Source organism: Deltaproteobacteria bacterium, from assembly GCA_013151235.1.
In the GTDB taxonomy this organism is placed as follows: Bacteria; CG2-30-53-67; CG2-30-53-67; order CG2-30-53-67; family CG2-30-53-67; genus JAADIO01.
This window is the reverse complement of sequence record JAADIO010000061.1, coordinates 1-20,337: the sequence shown is the minus strand read 5'-3', so window position 1 is coordinate 20,337 and position 20,337 is coordinate 1. Positions and strand designations below refer to the sequence as shown.

13 protein-coding genes and 3 tRNA genes are annotated in these 20,337 nt (G+C 54.8%); 12 read left to right on the top strand and 4 right to left on the bottom strand.

Annotation, left to right across the window (positions count from 1 at the left end; genetic code table 11):
• The first annotated feature begins 19 nt into the window (after nucleotides 1-19).
• From GXP58_11140 to GXP58_11100, 9 genes are all read left to right on the top strand, one after another.
• Nucleotides 20-1,345: a methylenetetrahydrofolate--tRNA-(uracil(54)-C(5))-methyltransferase (FADH(2)-oxidizing) TrmFO gene (locus GXP58_11140; protein ID NOY54151.1), complete on the top strand. Its 1,326-nt coding sequence runs from the start codon at nucleotides 20-22 to the stop codon at nucleotides 1,343-1,345.
• Nucleotides 1,342-2,304, top strand: a complete 963-nt coding sequence (xerC, locus tag GXP58_11135) for a tyrosine recombinase XerC (protein ID NOY54150.1) — start codon at nucleotides 1,342-1,344, stop codon at nucleotides 2,302-2,304. The genes GXP58_11140 and xerC overlap by 4 nt, the downstream gene beginning before the upstream one ends.
• Nucleotides 2,305-2,444: 140 nt before the next feature.
• Nucleotides 2,445-5,957: a DNA polymerase III subunit alpha gene (gene dnaE / locus GXP58_11130; protein ID NOY54149.1), complete on the top strand. Its 3,513-nt coding sequence runs from the start codon at nucleotides 2,445-2,447 to the stop codon at nucleotides 5,955-5,957.
• 141 nt (nucleotides 5,958-6,098) lie between these two features.
• A complete protein-coding gene (locus GXP58_11125; protein ID NOY54148.1) occupies nucleotides 6,099-7,049 on the top strand; it encodes an acetyl-CoA carboxylase carboxyltransferase subunit alpha in 951 nt (316 codons plus the stop codon).
• A gap of 225 nt (nucleotides 7,050-7,274) precedes the next feature.
• On the top strand, nucleotides 7,275-7,916 hold the full coding sequence (locus GXP58_11120) for a hypothetical protein (protein ID NOY54147.1): 642 nt from the start codon (nucleotides 7,275-7,277) through the stop codon (nucleotides 7,914-7,916).
• Nucleotides 7,913-10,006 (top strand): PAS domain S-box protein, encoded by a 2,094-nt coding sequence (locus GXP58_11115; protein NOY54146.1) that lies wholly within the window; start codon nucleotides 7,913-7,915, stop codon nucleotides 10,004-10,006. The genes GXP58_11120 and GXP58_11115 overlap by 4 nt, the downstream gene beginning before the upstream one ends.
• A complete protein-coding gene (locus tag GXP58_11110) occupies nucleotides 9,999-11,327 on the top strand; it encodes a sigma-54-dependent Fis family transcriptional regulator (GenBank protein NOY54145.1) in 1,329 nt (442 codons plus the stop codon). Before GXP58_11115 ends, GXP58_11110 begins: the two co-directional genes overlap by 8 nt.
• 461 nt (nucleotides 11,328-11,788) lie before the next feature.
• Complete coding sequence (locus GXP58_11105; protein NOY54144.1) at nucleotides 11,789-12,682, top strand: DUF3034 family protein; 894 nt, start codon at nucleotides 11,789-11,791, stop codon at nucleotides 12,680-12,682.
• Between the two features lie 269 nt (nucleotides 12,683-12,951).
• Nucleotides 12,952-15,117: a hypothetical protein gene (locus tag GXP58_11100; protein NOY54143.1), complete on the top strand. Its 2,166-nt coding sequence runs from the start codon at nucleotides 12,952-12,954 to the stop codon at nucleotides 15,115-15,117.
• 116 nt (nucleotides 15,118-15,233) lie between these two features.
• On the opposite strand, the gene GXP58_11095 is transcribed toward GXP58_11100, so the two are convergent.
• The 4 genes from GXP58_11095 to GXP58_11080 form a co-directional block, all read right to left on the bottom strand.
• A complete protein-coding gene (locus tag GXP58_11095; protein ID NOY54142.1) occupies nucleotides 15,234-15,506 on the bottom strand; it encodes a TMEM165/GDT1 family protein in 273 nt (90 codons plus the stop codon).
• A 21-nt stretch (nucleotides 15,507-15,527) separates the two neighbouring features.
• Nucleotides 15,528-16,223, bottom strand: a complete 696-nt coding sequence (locus tag GXP58_11090) for a LysM peptidoglycan-binding domain-containing protein (protein ID NOY54141.1) — start codon at nucleotides 16,221-16,223, stop codon at nucleotides 15,528-15,530.
• A gap of 248 nt (nucleotides 16,224-16,471) precedes the next feature.
• A complete protein-coding gene (aspS, locus tag GXP58_11085) occupies nucleotides 16,472-18,247 on the bottom strand; it encodes an aspartate--tRNA ligase (protein ID NOY54140.1) in 1,776 nt (591 codons plus the stop codon).
• Nucleotides 18,244-19,509 (bottom strand): histidine--tRNA ligase, encoded by a 1,266-nt coding sequence (locus GXP58_11080; GenBank protein NOY54139.1) that lies wholly within the window; start codon nucleotides 19,507-19,509, stop codon nucleotides 18,244-18,246. The genes aspS and GXP58_11080 overlap by 4 nt, the downstream gene beginning before the upstream one ends.
• A gap of 129 nt (nucleotides 19,510-19,638) precedes the next feature.
• Between GXP58_11080 and GXP58_11075 the strand changes: the two genes are divergently transcribed.
• From GXP58_11075 to GXP58_11065, 3 genes are all read left to right on the top strand, one after another.
• A tRNA-Gly gene (locus GXP58_11075) sits at nucleotides 19,639-19,713 on the top strand.
• A gap of 51 nt (nucleotides 19,714-19,764) precedes the next feature.
• Nucleotides 19,765-19,839: transfer RNA gene (locus tag GXP58_11070), tRNA-Cys, on the top strand.
• Between the two features lie 50 nt (nucleotides 19,840-19,889).
• Nucleotides 19,890-19,977: transfer RNA gene (locus GXP58_11065), tRNA-Leu, on the top strand.
• Nucleotides 19,978-20,337 lie beyond the last annotated feature (360 nt).

The window sequence follows — 20,337 nt, the reverse complement described above, 5'->3', positions numbered from 1 at the left end:
ATGCTGATTGCCGGGTATTATGGAAAATCATTCTTCCCCTGAACTGACAATTATCGGCGGTGGCCTGGCCGGTTGCGAAGCGGCCTGGCAGGCGGCGAAGCGGGGTGTTTCGGTCCATCTCTACGAAATGCGTCCGACCCGTTTTACTCCCGCCCACAAGACGGACCGCCTGGCCGAACTGGTCTGCAGTAACTCCCTCCGATCCGGCGACGTCACCAATGCCGTCGGCCTCCTGAAAGAGGAAATGCGCCGGGGCGGCTCTCTCATCATGGACGCGGCGGACGCCCATTCCGTGCCGGCCGGATCGGCGCTGGCGGTGGACCGGGAGAAGTTTGCAGCCCATATTACGGATGCCGTGACCGGGCACTCCCGGATCCATGTGATTCGTTCCGAAGTGACGGTGATTCCCGGAAAAGGCGTGACGGTCCTTTCCACGGGTCCCCTCACCTCCGACAGCATGGCCGAGGCGATCGGTCGCTTCAGCGGTTCGACACACCTCCACTTTTATGATGCCATCGCCCCGATTCTGGAAGCGGAATCGATCGACCGGTCCATTGTTTTTGCCGCGTCGCGTTATGATAAGGGAGGGGCCGACTATCTTAACTGCCCCATGAACCGGGAGGAATACGATCGATTTTATGAAGCCCTTATGGCCGGGGAAAAGGTTCCGGCCGAGGCCTTTGAGGAGCCGAAATACTTCGAGGGGTGCATGCCGATTGAGGTGATGGCCGAACGTGGAAAAGAAACACCCCTCTTCGGCCCGATGAAACCGGTGGGTCTTGTTGATCCTCGGACGGGCAAACAGCCTTATGCCGTGATCCAGCTTCGCAAGGAAAACCGGGAGGGGACGGCCTATAACATGGTCGGCTTCCAGACGAAACTGAAGTACCCGGAACAGGATAGGATTTTCCGGATGATCCCGGGACTTGAGAAGGTGGAATTCCTCCGTTATGGAAGTGTCCACCGGAATACCTTTGTCGACGGTCCCAGGGTTCTGACGAAGAGCCTTCAGTTCAAGGAGCGTCCCGAGGTTTTTCTGGCCGGCCAGATCACCGGCGTGGAAGGCTATGTGGAATCGACGGCCATGGGCTGGATGGCCGGGCTCTTCGCCGTCGAATGGCTGGAAGGCAGGCCGATCCCCGTGCCCCCGCCGACGACGGCCCACGGGGCATTGATTACCCATGTGACGAATGTGGAATCGACGAAGTTTCAGCCCTCCAACGTGAACTGGTCCCTCTTCCCTGCACTGGAGGAAAAGGTTCGTGCCCGGAGGCTTCGACGGGAGAAACTTGCGGCCCGGGCCCTGAAAGACTGGACGGCGTACCTGCAGGAGAAGGTGCAATGAGACCGGAGTCACCTTCCGATCCGCTGCCCTTTGGAGAGCTGATCACCGCCTTTGAAGGGTATCTGCAGGACGAAAAAAATGTCTCCCCCCATACCCTCCGAAACTACATCAGTGATCTGAACCAGTTTGCCGCTTTTCTGCAGCACCGTAAATTCGATTCCGACGGGATCGCAGGGATCGATAACCGGGTGATCCGCCACTACCTTGCCTCCCTCCATCAGAAGAAGTTAAAGAAGAGTTCCATGGGGAGAAAACTGGCGAGTCTGCGAGCCTTTTTCCGCTTTCTCCATCGGGAACGGGTGATCGGGATCAATCCGGCCAAGGTGGTTGCGACACCAAAGGCAGCCAAACGGCACCCCCACTTTCTGAGCGTTGATGATGTTTTTCGATTGATGGAGGTCCCTGATACAAAGACTGAATTGGGCGCGCGGGACCGGGCGATCCTGGAGGTCTTCTATTCTTCCGGCATCCGGATCAGCGAACTGGCGGGGCTGAATGAAGAGGTTGTGGACCTTTCCGTCGGCCTGATGAAAGTGACGGGAAAAGGGCGCAAGGAACGGATCGTTATCTTGGGTTCCCGTGCGGTTGCCGCCCTGCAGGTCTATCTGGCGGAAAAAAAGGAGGTGGAGAAGAAAGGTCTCCTCCGGGAGGGAGCAGGGACCCCTCTCTTTCTCAATCGATTCGGAAACCGGCTCGGCGTCCGGGGGATCCGGAACGTGGTGGACAAGGCCGTCCGTCAGGCGGCGCTTTCCCAGCCGGTTTCCCCCCACGGTTTGCGCCACTCCTTCGCCACCCACCTTCTCGACGGCGGCGCCGATCTCCGCTCCATTCAGGAACTCTTAGGCCATGTCAGTCTCTCCACCACGCAGAAGTATACCCACCTGAGCATGGGGAAACTGATGGAGGTCTATGACCGTGCGCATCCCAGGGCTCGCAAGAAAAGGGGGCGTCAGAGATAGAGATTCTTCCGTTTTGGGGAACTTCTGTTGACTTGTCTTATTGATCGATGTAAACTTTCCTTCAAGTTTTACGGCTTCTCTGTAAGGTCGTGAATTTCCAAATTCTCATCATGTGAATTTTCCGTAGGATCATCATTCTCATGTCCAGACACGCCGACTTTGTCCACCTCCATGTGCATACCCAGTTCAGCCTGCTCGACGGCGCCATTCGTTTGAAGGATCTCTTTGCCCGGGCCTCCGAGTTCAGGATGCCGGCCCTGGCCATTACGGATCACGGAAACATGATCGGTGCGGTGCATTTTTATAAGGAGGCCGTCAAAAGCGGGATCAAACCGATCATCGGCTGCGAGGTTTACGTGGCGCCGGGCTCCCGGTTGGAAAAGCCCGCGGGAAACGAAGAGAATGCCTATCACCTGATTCTCCTGGCCCGAAATATGGAAGGGTACAAGAACCTCATGTGGCTCGTCAGCGAAGGCTACCAGAAGGGGTTCTACCGGAAACCCCGGATCGATAAGGAGGTCTTGGCGGAACATGGGGAAGGGCTGATCGGTCTTTCCGCCTGCCTCCACGGGGAGATCCCGATTCATCTTCTGGAGGGGCGGGAGGAGCAAGCCCTCCGGACGGCACGGGAGTATGTCGAGATCCTCGGGAAGGAAAATTTCTACCTTGAGTTGCAGGAAAACGGTCTGGAGCGGCAGAAGACCGTCAACGAAGGGCTGATCCGGCTTTCTGAGAAGCTGGCCCTTCCGCTGGTGGCCACCAATGACTGCCACTATCTTCTGAAGGAGAATGCGGCCGCCCACGAAGTCCTCCTCTGCGTCCAGACCGGCAAGACCCTGGGGGATGAAAAACGATTCCGTTTCAGCACGGACCAGCTCTACTTCAAATCTCCGGAGGAGATGGGGCAGGCCTTCGCCCATGTACCGGAGGCGCTCCGGAATACCATTGAAATTGCCGAGCGATGCAATCTGAAACTCGATTTCAGCCGGACCTATCTGCCGACCTACGATGTTCCGGAAGAGGAGACTCTCGACTCCTACCTGCGGCGGAAGGCGGAAGAGGGGTTGCTGCACCGCATGGAGTCGGGGCAGGTCCCCCGGGATCAGGAGGACGTCTACCGGAAACGGTTGGAGGAGGAACTCGAGATCATCATCCAGATGGGCTTTGCCGGCTATTTCCTGATCGTCTGGGATTTTATCCGCTGGTCCAAGGAACAGGGGATCCCCGTTGGGCCGGGCCGGGGTTCCGGCGCCGGGTCGATCACGGCCTATTCCCTGGGGATTACCGATATCGACCCGATCCCCTACGGCCTCCTCTTCGAGCGGTTCCTCAATCCGGAACGGGTCAGCATGCCCGACTTCGATATCGATTTCTGTATGGACCGGCGCGGAGAGGTGATCGACTATGTCACGAAGAAGTACAGCATCGACAAGGGGTACGGCAAGGAGGCCGTGGGCCAGATCATGGCGGTCGGTTCCATGCAGGCCCGGGCGGTGATCCGGGATGTGGCCCGGGTACTTGAGATCCCCTACGCCGAGGCCGACCGGTTGGCGAAACTGGTGCCCAACGAGTTAGGGATCAAACTCGCCGCAGCGATCAAGCGGGAGAAGAAGTTCAACGAACTGGCCAAAGAAGACCCGAAGATCCGGAAACTGCTCGATATCGCCCTCGCCCTGGAGGGGCTGTCCCGGAATGCATCGACCCACGCGGCGGGGGTTGTGATCGGAGATCGGTCGCTTCGGGAGTGGACCCCTCTCTACCGGAGCGACGATGCCGAGGTGGTGACCCAATACGACAAGAAGATGGTGGAAGTGGTCGGCCTCGTCAAGTTCGATTTTCTGGGGCTTCGTACCCTGACGGTGATCGACAATGCCGTGAAGATGATCAACCGTCAGAAGGAGGACGAAGGGCTCACGGACCGTCTGGAGATCTCCACGATTCCCCTGGACGATCCGGCGGTCTATGATCTTCTTTCCCGGGGGGACGGGATGGGGATCTTTCAACTGGAAAGTTCCGGGATGCGTGAACTGCTGGTCAAAATGAAACCGCAGACTTTTGAAGATGTCATCGCCCTGGTGGCCCTCTACCGGCCGGGTCCGTTGGGAAGCGGCATGGTGGACGATTTCGTCCTCCGAAAACATGGAAAGAAGGCGCTGGAGTATGCACTGCCGGCGCTGGAACCGATTCTCAAGGATACGTACGGCGTGATCGTTTACCAGGAACAGGTCATGGAGATTGCCCGGGTCCTGGCCGGCTATTCCCTGGGCGCCGCCGACCTGCTGCGCCGTGCCATGGGGAAAAAGATTGCCGAGGAGATGGAGCGGCACAAGTCGATTTTTCTCCACGGGGATGAAAAGTTGGGAATCCCCGGTGCCGTGAAAAAGGGGTTTCCCTTGAAAAAGGCGGAGAAGGTCTTCGACGACATGGCCTACTTCGCCGGCTATGGGTTCAACAAGTCCCATTCAGCGGCCTATGCCCTGATCGCCTATCAAACGGCCTATCTCAAGGCCCACTATCCCGTCGCCTTTATTGCGGCACTGATCTCTTCGGATATGGACAATACCGACAAGGTGGTCCAATACATTTCCGAATGTCGGGCCCAGGGGATTGAGATCCTGCCGCCCGACGTGAATAAAAGCTCCGTCGAGTTTACCGTGGAGGGCAACAAGATCCGATTCGGCCTGGCCGCCGTGAAAAACGTCGGGGAGGGGGCGATTGAAGAGGTCCTGCGTGTCCGTGAGGTGGACGGTCCCTTTGATTCGATTTTTAATTTTTGCGAACGGGTGGACCTGAAGAAGGTGAACAAGCGGGTGATCGACGGATTGATCAAGTGCGGGGCCTTCGATTCCACCGGGGCGAAACGGGCGCAGCTCATGGCGGTCTATGAACGGGCCATGGACGCGGCGCAGCGGGTTCAGAAAGACCGGGAGCGGGGGCAGGGGAATCTCTTCGGCGGTTCGATGGGGACGGGCGCCTCCCCTGACGAGGGGGATGGTCTTCCCGATCTGGAGGAGTGGCATGAGAATCAGCGGCTTCGTTTTGAGAAGGAATCCCTCGGTTTTTATATCTCCGGTCACCCGTTGACTCGCTGTATCCATGAGATCCGGAAACTGACGAATGCCGATACGAAACGACTCTCCGGGATGAGCGACAACAGCGAGATCTCCCTCTGCGGGGTCATCAATGCCTGTAAGAAGAAAGTGACGAAACGGGGGGACAAAATGGCCATCCTCACCCTGGAGGACCTGCAGGGGTCGGTGGAGGTTCTGGTTTTTCCCAAGGTCTACGAGAAGATCCATGAACTGTTGGAGAGCGATCTTCCCCTCCTTTTGAAAGGACGGATCAAGAAGGATGAAAAAGGGGTGACCATCATTTCCGATGAAATTTCCTTGCTGAAAGATGTTCGGGTCCGGGAGGCCCGCCGGGTCGACGTTCGTTTGCAATCGCCCGGATTGAGTGATGATCATCTGGTCCGGATCCGGGATGTTCTGATGGAGCACCGGGGAAATTGCGGGGTCTTCATCCATATTGAGATTCCCAACCACAGCGAGGCCGTGATCTCCGTGGGAGATGAAATCCGGGTGACTCCCTCCGACAGCATGATCATGGCGATCGAACGGCTGGCCGGCGACCGGTCGGTGACGGTGTCTTAGCAAGATAGTTCGAACAGTTCAAGCGGTTTAAACCGTTTAAACTCTTTTGAACGGCTTGAACTTTCTTTGTGGAACGGTGACAAAATCTCAAAATGTGACAATCATTAATCCCATGGAGAGAATGGAAAGGAATCATCAACCATGGCCAACAACTATCTCGAATTTGAAAAACCGATCATGGAGCTGGAGAGCAGGATGGAAGAGCTGCGACAGGTCTCCAGTATGGAAGGGCGTGATTGTACGGATGAACTGCACCGTCTTCAGAAAAAGCTCCATCAGCTTCAGCGGAACGTTTATTCCAATCTTTCTCCCTGGCAGAAGACGCTCCTGGCCCGGCATGCCCGGCGGCCCAATATCCTTGATTACGTATCGCTCATGATGGAGGAGTTCTACGAGCTGCACGGTGACCGGACCTACGGGGATGATCCTGCCATTGTTGCCGGTCTGGCACGGCTGGACGGGATCCCCGTGGCTGTTGTGGGTCATCACAAGGGGCGCAACACACGGGAGAATATTGATCGGAATTTCGGTATGCCGGCACCGGAGGGATATCGCAAGGCTCTGCGGATCATGAGACTGGCGGAAAAATTCAAAATGCCGATCATTACCTTTATCGATACGCCGGGGGCCTATCCCGGCATTGGTGCAGAAGAACGGGGACAGGGGGAGGCTATCGCCCGGAACCTCTTCGAGATGTCCAACCTGAAAACGCCCATCGTTGTGGTGGTTTCCGGAGAGGGGGGGAGCGGTGGGGCACTCGCCATCGGCGTGGGGGATGTGACGATCATCCTGGAGAATGCGGTCTATTCCGTAATCTCTCCCGAGTCCTGTTCCTCGATCCTCTGGAGGGAGACCTCGAAGGCGGAGGAGGCGGCAAAGGCCTTGAAGATGACCGCCCAGGATCTGGAAAAGATGGGCATCGTGGACCGGATTCTTCCGGAACCCTTGGGGGGGGCACACAGAAATCATGAGGAGATGGCGGAGACCTTGAAGACGGCCCTGCTGGAGGTTCTCGAAGATCTTTCCAAGATGCCCCCGGAGCAGTTGACGGCAAACCGACTTGAACGTTTCCGTAAGATCGGCGCTTTCTGACGGGTTTACAGGATCTCCATCGTCCGGTACAGAAAAGTTTCCCCGATCTCCCGCCTAAAGCACAGCGCTCTTCAAAGGTAGAAAAAGAGTGAAAAATTATGTATACTGTGCCCCATGACGGTATTGCGCTTTTTTCTTCTGATCTTATTCATCCTTTGCTTCTCCGTGCCTGCCTTCGGAAGCGATAGCTGTGTTACATGCCATGCCAGGCTTGTCCGCCCTTCCATGAAGGAACGCCATGCCGAGTGGCGTGATTCCGTTCACTCCCGTATGGGGGTGACCTGCAATAATTGTCATGGGGGAAACCCGGGAAAAGAGAGTAAAAAGGCGGCCCATGAAGGGGTCTATGATTCGATGAACCCGAAGAGTTCCGTCTACTATACGAATATCCCCCGGCTTTGCGGGCGGTGTCATAAACACGAATTCCTCGAATTCAAGATGAGTGTCCATTACAGGATGCTGATGACCAAAGGGGTCGGGCCGAACTGCGTTACCTGTCATGATGCCATGTCGACGAAGGTCCTCCGCCCGACACAGTTGGAACTCTTCTGCGGCATATGCCATAATACAAAAATGAGCAGCCGTCCCGGTATTCTCAATCAGGCGAAAGAGGTCCTGCTGAAGATGAACCGTATTTCCCGGAAGGTGGACCGGACCGAGACCAAGCTTCATGCGACCCGGGCGAGAGGGTGCAAGATTTCAAAGGCAGAGGGTTTTCTGCATCTGGCACAGCATGAACTCATTGCCTGTCGGCAGGACTGGCATACCTTTAAGCTGGCCCGGATCGAAAAGCGGCTGAACGGTGTGGAGACGCTTCTGCACGAGGGGCTGGCGACGCTTCCCTCGGGCTGGAGAACGATAAAATGATCCGGTTCTTCAAATACTACAGGCATTTGTCGATTAACCAGAAGGTGATCGTCACCTATATCCTCTTTGTGGTCATCATCGGCGGGGCGGGGAGTCTCCTCGTGGTCCGCAATGAAAGAACGATCATTCGCCAGGAACATATCGCCCTGGCCATTAATCTTGCCGAGAATGTTCCGCCCATTCTGCTGATCGAGCACAAGATGATGCTGAACCGCCTGGTGCAGATTGTGGGGAAATTGTCCGACGTCCGGGACTGTTCCATCCTGAACCGGGAGGGGATCGTGGTTGCCCAGACTCATCTGGAGGGGATCGGGAAAAGGGTCCCGGTGGGTGCCGCTGCACGGAAGGCCTACCGGGAAAAAGGGTATTACTACTTTCAAAACGCCGCCGAGGGAATCGAAGGGGTCTATGCCCCGGTTTACAGCGGGAATCAGTACCTGGGGAGTACGATCGTTACGTTTGAGCCGATTACCCTCCGTCGTATTTTCAAACATCCAAGACGGGCGACGCTGGAAAACATCCTGAGTGTCATTCTCTTTGTCGCCGTCTTCGGCCTGATTGCTGCCTTTATCGTTGTCAAACTGGTCTCCTATCCCGTTCACCTTCTGACCGACAAGATCTACGATGTACTACACGGCAAGTTTCCGGAAAAGCGGATGCCGATGAACTATGTCTACTGCTGGGAGGAGCTGGATTGCAAACAAGAGAAATGTCCTTCTTATCAGAATCGGGAGGAGAAGTGCTGGGTGATGGCGGGGACTTTCTGTAAAGGCGAGGTGCAGGGGGTCTACGCCCAGAAGATCGGGGACTGCCGGGAATGTGTTGTCTATCGGAAAAACAGCGGTGACGAGTTGGAACAGCTTAACGACGGTTTCGACATTATGGTGCGGGACCTGGTTTATAACACGGAACGGATGAAGGAAGCCAAGGAGAATATTGAAGTCTATGCAAAACAGCTTGAGCGGGCCAACCGTGAGAATGAAGAGTTACGGGTTTACAACGAACGGATCTTGAACAGTCTCTCCTCCGCCGTTATTTCCATGGATTCTCACCTGATTATCCGGACCTACAACCATGCCGCCCAGAAGATCCTCGGAGGAGATCTGACTCAGCTCCTGGGAAAGAGTATCGTCGAGGTTCAGAAGATCTGTACCCGGTGCAATGCATTCTTCGGTATGATTCTCCAGGCGATTGAGCGGTATAGGGAGGAAGGGAACCCCCTTGTGGGACATGAAATGACGGTCCGGAAGATGGGGGGGGAGAGGATGACCTTGAGTTTGAGCGTCCTGCCGCTTCATGGGGATAATCGGGCCGGAAATTCTCCGATCATTGTTGTCTTTGAGGATATTACCGATAAAGAAAAAATGCGCGAAGAACTCAACATTTCCCGTCATTTGGCCGAGCTGGGTGAAGTCGCCGCCAAGGTTGCTCACGATGTCCGGAATCCCCTGAATGCCATCGAGGGAGGGGTGCATTATCTCATTACGAAGTATCAGGAAGACCCCGAGATCCTGAATATCTCCAACCTGGTCCGGGGGCAGGTGGAGCGGCTGAATAACGTCACTTCCGATCTGCTGAAGGTCTCTAATCCGATGGTGCCGAATTTCAACGAATGCGACCTGAATCAACTCCTCGAGGAGTCAACCTCCTTTCTCGTGGAAGAGATCCGGCAGGCCGGTCTTTCGCTGGTGAAGGAGTTTGACCCCGGGATCCCTCCTCTCTGTATTGATGCCAACCAGATTCAGCGGGTGATCATCAACTTGCTGGAGAACGCCATTGAGGCTATGCCGACGGGGGGGATTCTTCAACTTGCGACCCGGAATATGGAAAACGGCCGGACAGGGGATTGGGTGGAGGTTGCGATTCGGGATACGGGACGGGGAATTCCGGAAGAACTCATGGATTCCATTTTTAAGCCCTTTTTTACGACCAAAGTCAATGGGACTGGTTTGGGGCTGGCCATCGTCCGCCAGATCATCACTCAGCACCAGGGGGAACTGAAAGTTCAAAAACGGACCGATGGACCGGGTACGGAAGTGGTGATACAGCTTCCCATCAAAATCACACTGAAGGGAAAAACGGATGCCTGAACAATCAACCATTCTTGTTGTAGATGATGAGCCGGCAATCCTGGAGGTGATGCGGCTGAACCTGGCCACCCAGGGCTACCGGGTGGAAACGGCTCCTTCAGGCAGGGAGGGGCTGGATGTATTGGTGCAAACGACCTGTGATGCCGTGATCGTTGACTACAAAATGCCTGAAATGACGGGGATCGAGTTTCTGGAACAGACGCGGGGAAAGTACCCTGATCTTCCGGTGATCATGGTGACGGCTTTCGGATCGATTGAAATGGCCGTGGAGGCGATGAAAAAAGGGGCTTTCAATTATCTCACCAAACCGCTGAACTATGAAGAGATGTTTCTCCTGCTGAAACAGGCCGTGGAGAAGAAGCACCTTGTTGAAGATGTCCGTGGCCTCCGGAAGGAGGTGAAGAAGCAGTACCGTTTCGAGCGGATTATTACGAATAACAAAAAGATGCTCGACCTTCTGGGCGTTGTGGACAATGTCGCCGGGACTGATGCCACGGTCATGATTCGGGGCGAGACAGGGACCGGGAAGGAACTGATCGCCCGGGCGATACACTACAACAGTCCCCGTTCGGAAAAGGTCTTCGTCAAGATCAACTGTACGGCCCTGCCCGACACTCTCCTGGAAACGGAACTCTTCGGCCATGTTCGGGGAGCTTTTACCGGTGCCCACCGGGACCGTAGAGGGCGGTTTGAACAGGCCGACGGCGGAACCCTCTTTCTCGACGAGATCGGGGATATTTCCATGAGCATGCAAGCCAAGCTGTTGCGAGTCCTTCAGGAGATGGAATTCGAAAGGTTAGGAAGCAATGAAACCGTCCGGATCGATGTCCGGGTGGTGGCCTCCACCAACGTGGACATGGAAGAGGCGATCCGGAAAGGCCGGTTCCGGGAGGATCTCTACTTCCGTCTCAATGTGGTTCCCATCGTGATCCCTCCTCTTCGGGAAAGAAAAGACGATATCTATCTTCTGGCCAATACTTTTCTGGAGCGGTTCAACGAAAAACACAAAAAAGCGATTCAGGTCATTCCTTCGGAGCTTCTGACCCGTTTTCTTCAGTATGACTGGCCGGGGAACGTTCGGGAATTGGAGAACAACATTGAAAGGGGGGTTGTTCTTTCCCGCGGCGATATCCTTGATGTACAACATTTCCAGATCTTCCCGACGGAGGTTCTGGAAAGGAAGAAAACCGAGAAGGATTTTCTGCTGGAACTGGAAGAAAAATATTCCGGTTTTCCCAACACCCTCGCCATGGTCGCGAAGGAGCTTGGCATCAATGTTTCCACCCTCTACCGCAAACGGAAAAAGTACGGTCTGATCTAATCCTTTTTCGACTTCCCGCACGATTTATGCACTGTGTGGGAGGGCATGCTGCACGATTGTCCACCCGGTATTTGTTGCGGCGGCCGGGGAATTTGCCCATCCAGTATCTTTCTGTTTTTAATTATTTCAATAGGTTGTCTCCCAAAATGACGTGTCATCCGCCGTCTCCAGCTTGTCGGCACGGGGATTGCATTGTTATATCCTATCGTTGACACCGGGTCTGCGTGAGTATGGGTTCGCGTACTCATGCACAATGCACCCGGTGACGATTCTCGCCCCGGCACAACAAAACAGACCATGGGAAAATGCGTAACCGCTGTCGTTTTTATATGCCGGTGCGGGTGGGTCTGTCCGGTAAAATGTCAGGCTTGATAATTCCACAGAAGGGGGGGAGGAGGTAGGGAGGGAAGGGACGATCGATCGTAAACTTGATGCAAGCTAATGTATTTAGGAGGTACAGAATGATGAAGAAATGTTATCACGCTTTGCCGGTTTTTTCGATGTTTTTGGTCAGTTTTATCTTCCTGGTTACGAGGTCCGCAATCGCAGGTCCTCCTGTGGTCAATATTGAAGGGGAAGGCGGGGGAGGGCTCGTTCCCTGGGCCTATCTGACGAATCCCCCCGCAGATGGGCAACTTTTCGGGAATCCGTCCGTGGGATCGACCTACATCTTCCCTCAGAATTTCAATGTGAATGTATATCACTTCAACGAGACCATCAGCGACCGCCTGGAACTTGGCTTTGCACGCACGGTTTTCGATACGACCAATATCCTGGGCGGGAACGGTCTGAATATCGGCATTGACGAGTTGACGATTGACACTTATCATGCTAAAGTCTTGCTGTTAAAAGAAACGGATACTCTTCCCGCGGTATCGGTTTCCATCGAGTATAAAAAGAACCAGGATATAGCCCACGCGGACAAGAACGGTGGAGGGGCGTTTACTTCCACCGGTATGGATGATGATTCGGGTCTGGATTATTGTCTTTCGGTGACCAAGCTCTATAAAGGGTGGAAAATGCCGGTACTGATCAACCTGAGCGGCCGGTACACCAAGGCTGCGCAGACCGGCTATCTCGGCTTCAGCAAGAACGGGAATTTTGAGCCGGAAGCCTCCCTGGCTGTTCTCCCGGAATCAAATGTAGCGGTCGGCGTGGAGTTCCGGGGCAAACCGAACGAGTACAAGAGCGTTGCCGGTATCGGTTCCTTCCAGGAAGATAACTGGACCGATTTTTTTATCGCCTATTTCCCGACCAAGGGACTCTCGATCACGGGGGCCGTGGTTAATTTCGGCAATATTGTGAACCGGAATGTGAATACCGGTCTTTATATGAATATGAAGTATGACTTTTAACCATGAAGGAGGCGGGGTCTATGAAAAAATTACAAAACCGGGGCGTGTGGATGACCGTTGTTTTTGCAGCGATCCTTTTCTCTTTTACTCCGTCCCTCCTGGCCAAGGCCCGATATGACACGAAGCCTCCCTTCGGGCTTGATTTTTTAGAGCCTTCCACGCTGAAGACCGGTGGATTTTTCGGGAGGAAGATTGTGGCCTACAATCCTCGAAACCCGTACAACATTTTCATCAACTATGAATTAGGGATGCACTGTGTCGGGTTCAATATGACTTATTGCTGTATCATTCCCCCCTATAACAGCATCCAGGCCCAGGCGGTCAAATCGGGGGAGAACGGGAAACTTCCCCAGCTTCTCTCCCCCGATGACAATGTGAAGCTTTACTACTATATCAAGGACAACAGCTACAGTGAAGGAAACAAGATGCGGTACTGGGGGGTGGCCAAGGATGTGAACGGGAATGGCCGGATGGATGACGCCGGTGACAATATGGCTAACTATGTCTGGACGCACCTGTTCATTTACCGGGACCTGGATGGGACCGTTCCCAAGGATTGGAGTCCCAAAAAGCGTCTGCACATCGGGAAAGAGATCCAGATTCCGGTCGATGCCGGGCCGAGCGGTAAGGCGTTGTCCGGTGGTTATCTCGACTATGCCGGTGACGAAGGGGGGAATGTCGTTCTCACGGACACCCTGATTCCGGCGGTTCGGAACGTGCCGTTAAAACTGACATCCTCTTATGTCTGGGATGCGCTGGGGCTTCCCCTGACGGCTTTTAATGACAGTCGGCTGACCAAGACCATGCGTACCATCACCAACAAGAACTTTCAGCCCTACCAGGTGTCGGTGGTGCAGCTTCAGGACGGCAACAAAAAGCCGATCATGCACAAAGGCCGTGTTATCCAATATATCGGGACCAACCCCGTTGATATCCCGAACTGCTATGCTTGCCACTCCGGTGACGGCCGGGCGGCGATTATGTCGCGGCAGGAAGGGCTGGTTCATTTTGACGAGGAGTATTTTTACCGGACGCACGCATATCCGGACATCTCCGAGTACATGGCTCGATTTTCCCAGGCTGCGATCAACATCCTGGAACTGCATGACAAGCATTTTGGAACCGGGTTTCTGAAGGAGTATGACAAGAATGCCTCAACGCATCGACTCGGTTCGGTCGGGCCGGTCAACTGTGCCGACTGCCATGGAGACAACATCTCCGGCAATCTGCATGAACCGCGTTCCGGTGTGACCGGCTATAAAGCGGTGCAGGCCATCCCGCTGACCGAAGCGATACACGGCACTCACATGCAAGTGATTCCGATGGGGGACAAAGCCGGTCGGACACAGAGTTGTCAGGCTTGCCACCCGACCCACTGGCAACCGAAAGAGATGAATGATTTTTCCAGCAATCCCTTCCAGATCATCAACGATGTGGGGATCCCCCGCTTTACCGGTGCCGACCAGAGAATCGCCGGCGGCGGATGCTATCTGAGGCGGGATGCGCACACGAATCCCGACGTCAAGCCGCCCTTTTTCCTGAATAACGTTGGACGGTGGTATCTGGAAAATGTCAGTCTGCGTGACGAGAACGGAGAAAAGATCAACGAAATGCGGGGGCTGACCTGTACCAACTGTCATAACCAGTTAACGCAGGACCTTTATCGGTATGACAATCTTACAAATGTTGTTACACAGAAAGGGAAGACCCTGCGTAATCGTCCTATTCAGGAGGTTGTAAAGACGATCTCCGGTGGGGATGAGGCGAAATTCAGAGATTATTATGCGGACCCGAAAGTGGGTACAAAATCTAATCCTTTAACCAGCTTTTACCTGGACCATAAGGGTGCGACTATGGTGCGTGCATCCAAAGATGCGAAAGGAAAGCTTGTTCTTGCTGCTTGGAATGCAAAAAAAGGGAATCCCGTTCCCTACGACGGAGCCTCCGGTGGAAAGGATTGGTGGCTGGCGGCCTCGGAGCCGCACTGTGCCAACTGCCATGCGGCGCCTTTCGTGGAGAGTGAAGGAGGGCAATACTTCCCGATCGACCAACCGAACAAGTACGCCCTCTATCGGTATTCCAAGGCCCACGGAGACATGGCGTGCCAGTCCTGCCATGAATCGATTCACGGTCTTTATCCAACACGTTATGAAGGGCCGGACCGGACCGTGGACCGGACCAGTCATGAACAGGCTCTCCAGTTCAGTCCGGACGGGAAATATGCGGGACCGGTCACCTGTGCAGCCTGTCATACGGTCAACAAGATGGGTGTCCCGGTCCAGTTGAAGGGGTCGGCCGTGTATAACGATTACTGGGCGTCAGTGACGCTGATGCACTTCATGCGGCAAGGAGATCAGAAACTTTCGGTCAAGGATCTCGTTCGGAAGTATCCTTACGATAAGCTGCAGAAAATTGTAGCGGATTCCTGGAAATAGAGAAAGCCGACACAAACCCCATCCCCCATCCTTTTTTCCTGCATAGTATAGAGGGAAAGAGGATGGGGATTTTTTATGCTTTAGCGTGAGGAGGCAGGCGTCCAGCTCCCCTTTGCTCACCCCCGCAGCAGTGTCCAGACTCCCACGATGATAAAGGTTGTACCGGCGATTCTTGTCATGATCTTTGCGTTGATTTGATGAGAGAGATAGTAACCTGCAAACACAGCGATCGTAGAGGTCAGGGTGAGAGCGGCTACGGCACCTATCCAGACGGCCAGGCGGGAGTTGCCGCTGTCCGAGGCATAGAGAAAAGTCGCGATCTGCGTCTTGTCGGCGACCTCGGCGAGGAAAACGGTGGCAAAGACTGTGATAATAAGTTTCAGGTCCATTGGGAGCTGCCGGATACAAGGTTAATGTGAGCGAGAGAATTCCTTCCTGGAAGGGAGATAAATCTGCTGGCCGGGATAGAGGACGTCGGGGTTACGGATCTGGTCCCGGTTAGCCTTGTATATGATCTCCCAGAAAGACTCATCTCCGTAGACCGGTTCGCTCTTCGCGATACTTTTCAGGGTTTCCCCTTTCCGTACAATGTGGTAATGGGGTAGTTTCTTCTCTAATTCCTTCTTGAAAGCACGGGCCTTGGTAATGCTCTCTTTTGCATATTCCAGGGCGGATTCCGACTCTTTCAGTGCTTCAGTATAGCGGCATTCCTCCTGGGAGAGCTTCCGTGCCTTGCGTACACCGGCAATCGCTTCTCTGTATTCCTTCCGGGCGTAGCGATTTGCCTCCGCCTTTTCTCCTTCGTGAATGTTCTTTATGGCGAGAAGGATATTCTGCTGGATTTTCTTATAGAGTCTTGTTTTAATGCGGGCCGTTTCGTTGACCATCTTTTTGGAGAGATCCTGGACCTCAAGGGCAAGCTTTCTCAGCTTCTTTTTGGGGAGGCGGGTTTTCTTCCGTGTTCCCCGGTCGATTTGACCGAGTCTTGACTGCGCCTGTTTCATCTCCTGCGTCATGTAGACCCGGGCGCAGGAACTCTTTGCCGCCTCGAAGAGGTCTCGAGCGTCCTGGATCTCCTGGACAGGGATCCTCGCGCAGGAAGTCAAGAAGATGATTACGACAAGAGAGCAGAGGCATAACAGAGAGTGAAAAAAGAACTTTCCCGACTTTCTTCTTCCTTTGTCAGATGCCTCATGGAGATTTTTTCTCCTACATAGGACCGGAGGTTGTGCAGGATTTTTTTGCAACATATCTATATGATCTCCTCATTCCGCCCACTGGGAAGATATGCCGGGCGGAGATGTTTTTCGAATGGATTCTTTTCCATCCCCCCCGGCAGAAGCGGGGAGAAAATTTATTCTACGATTTCCGTCCGGATCATCAGCTCATCAAGTTGTTTTTTGTCGACCCGGGACGGTGCCTCGGTCATCAGGCAGGCTGCCTTCTGGGTCTTCGGGAAAGGAATGACCTCCCGAATGGATGAGGCGCCGCTTAAAATCATGGTAATACGGTCGAGACCGAAGGCGATCCCGCCGTGGGGCGGCGCACCGTATTCAAGGGCCTCCAGGAGGAACCCGAAGCGATCCTTCGCCTCTTCACGGTCTATCCCCAGGGCGTCGAACATCTCCTCCTGAACCTCCTGGCGATGGATACGGATACTGCCGCCGCCTATCTCCGACCCGTTTAAAACCAGGTCGTAGGCCCTGGCACGGACCTTCCCCGGATCGGACTTCATCAGCGTAAGATCCTCCTCCCGCGGGGCGGTGAAAGGATGGTGGAGCGCGACGTAACGTTTCTCCTGCGCATCCCATTCAAGGAGCGGGAAGTCGGTGATCCAGAGAAAATCGTGCAAGGTCTTGTCGATCAGCCCCAGGCGCCTCCCCATTTCGTTGCGAAGGTTGCCGAGGGCCTCGAAAGCGACCTCCGGGGAGTCCGCCACGAAGGCGAGCAGGTCGCCGGGAGTTCCGCCGAGCCGTTCCCGGATCGAACCGAGTAGCTCCGGAGAGAAGAACTTTGCGATGGGAGATTCGATCCTGTTGCCTTCTGCGACCTTCAGCCAGGCGAGCCCCTTCGCCCCGAAGATCTTGACATATTCCGTCAGGTTGTCGAGATCCTTCCGGGAATAGGAGGCGCAGCCGGGGAGGCGGATCCCCCGCACCGTCCCGCCGGAGGCCACGGCCCCCGTGAAGACCTTGAACCCGGACTCTTCCGCCAGGCCGGATATATCTTTCAATTCCAGTCCGAAGCGGGTATCCGGCTTGTCGAGTCCGAAACGGTCCCGGGCCTCGGCGTAGGGCATACGCAGGAAGGGTGTCTTCACCTCGATTCCCCTCGTCTTCCGGAAGATCCGGGCGATCATCTCCTCCACGATGGTGAATATGTCTTCTTCATCAATGAAGGAGAGTTCCATGTCTATCTGGGTGAATTCCGGCTGCCGGTCGGCCCGGAGGTCCTCGTCCCGGAAACACCGGACGATCTGGTAGTAACGCTCGAAACCGGACATCATCAGGAGCTGTTTGAAGAGTTGAGGCGATTGGGGCAGCGCATAAAAATGCCCGGGCGAGACCCGGCTGGGGACAAGGTAATCCCGCGCCCCTTCGGGCGTAGACTTGGTCAGGATCGGGGTCTCGATCTCCAGGAACCCCTTCTGATTCAGAAACTCCCGCGTGATCCGTGAGATGTGGTGGCGCAGTTTCACGGCCTTCTGCATCTGCTTGCGGCGCAGGTCGAGGTAACGGTACTTCAGACGGAGGCTCTCGGAAACGTCGATGTCGTCCTCGATCATGAAGGGAGGGGTCTTGCTCTTGTTGAGGATCTCGAGATGATCGACATAGACCTCGATCCGGCCTGTCTCAAGCTTGGGATTGATCATCTCCTCCGGGCGCCTCCGGACCTCGCCCCGCACGACTATGACATATTCACTTCGAAGATCATGGGCCAATTCGTGGCTATCCCGGGAAACGTCCGGGCTGAAGACGATTTGGGCAATGCCCGACCGGTCCCGGAGATCGATGAAGATCAATCCCCCGTGGTCTCTCCGTTTCTGTACCCAGCCGGCGAGGACGACCGTCGTCCCTGCATCACCGGCCCCGAGTTCTCCACAATATCTGTTCCGTTTGATGGTTTTCATGAATGATCCCGTGACAACGTTGAGGTAATAACTTCGACAAATTGGTCCAGAGGGACCTTTCGTTGTTCCTTGTTTGCCATGTTGCGTAGGAGGACGACCCCCTCGCTCAATTCATCCTCTCCGAGGATGCCCACATAGCAGGCATGCAGCCTGTCCGCTCTCTTCATCTGACTTTTGAGACTCTTCCCCCGGTAATCCGTTTCCGCAGAAATCCCCCGGCTTCGGAGCTGGTGCATCAGCCGCGGCGCCCGGACGACGGCCGCATCACCCAGGGGGGCGAGATAGAGGACGTGACGATCGCTGCGGCCCGTACCTTCCGGCAGCAGGGCAATGAGCCGTTCCATACCGAGGGCGAAACCGATCCCCGGCGTGGGAGGTCCCCCCAACTCTTCCACCAGCCCGTCGTAACGGCCGCCGGCCGCCACGGCATTTTGTGCACCGAGCTGAGTCGTGGTGAACTCGAAGGTGGTCCGGGTATAATAGTCGAGCCCCCGGACCAGCCGTTCATTGATTACATAGGTGATGGCAAGATCGTCCAAGGTATTTTTCACCGTTTCAAAATGGTCCATGCAGTCGCTGCATAGAGAAGAAAGCACCGACGGAGCGTCCTTGATCGCCTCCCTGCAATGGGGATTCTTGCAGTCGAGGACCCGAAGGGGATTGAGATCGGTCCGTCGTATGCAGTCCGTGCAGAGAGCGTCCCCGGCAGCCCGCAGGAAATCCTGCAGGGCCGTCCGGTATGAGGGACGGCATGATTTGCAGCCGAGGGAATTGAGCTCCAGTTGAATTCCGTTGATGCCGAGACGCTGCAACAGCAGGTGGAGCATGGAGAGGACCTCCGCGTCGACTCTGGGATCGTCAACCCCCAACAGTTCGGCGCCGATCTGATAGAATTGGCGGTATCTTCCCTTCTGGGGCCGTTCGTGACGGAACATGGGGCCGATATAGTAAAGCTTGTTGACCGCAGAAGGCGTGAGAAGGTGATGCTCGATTGCTGCGCGGACCACGCCGGCCGTTCCTTCCGGCCGCAGGGAGATCTTGCCCCCTCTGCTGTCCGCAAAGGTGTACATTTCTTTCTCGACGATATCCGTGCCTTGGCCGATACTCCGTGCGAAGAGTTCCGTTGCTTCAAAGACGGGGATCCGGATCTCCCGGTAGCCGTGATTCTCCAGCGTCTCACGGGCAGAGGATTCGACCGCTTGCCATTTATCGATTTCTTCGGGGAGGATATCTTTTACTCCCCTGATTGCGTTGAATTCCACGCAGAGTTCTCCCTGTAAAATCCACACAATATAACGGCCGGGGGGTAAGATGTCAATAAAAAAGGGTTTTTTCTCATTTTTTGTTTGACAACCTTGATGAATCTTGTTAATTTTCTTAAAACTGAATGAGCGGGAATAGCTCAGTGGTAGAGCATCGCCTTGCCAAGGCGAGGGTCGCGGGTTCAAATCCCGTTTCCCGCTCCATTTATGAATACTCAAAGAGCAGCGTTAGTCTGTTCTTTGATTAATTTATCAGGCGGCGTAGCCAAGTGGTAAGGCAGAGGTCTGCAAAACCTTTATGCACCGGTTCGAATCCGGTCGCCGCCTCCAGCTCCGTTCATGTTGCATCCCTCAAGCGTAATTTCTTATCCCTGCAAACGGCCCGGGTGGTGGAACTGGTAGACACAAGGGACTTAAAATCCCTTGGAGCTTGGCTCCGTGCCGGTTCGATTCCGGCCCCGGGCACCAACCATATCTGTAAGTCATTGAAAACAGCCATAAAAATTTCTCGCACCCTCTGTGTGTGCCAAAATCGTGTGCCGTGGATATGGGCTTCTGTGTAGTCGGAACCGGGTTTTGGTAGGAGAAACCCGGGAAAATGATGCCTTAATTTTGAGGCATTTCTCCGGCTGATGGGAGGGCTGTAAGGCGTTTGCGGAGGGATTTCCCGGCACCCCGATTGAGCTGAGATATGAAATGTATCTTGCCATTTAGCGATCTTATCGTGGATAAGGGAATATTACTTTCATTCTTCTGTCGTTTACGGGCAATGACTTCTATCTCATGGCGAATTTCTTTTATCTTGGCGCTTGGGGCGTCAAGACCATG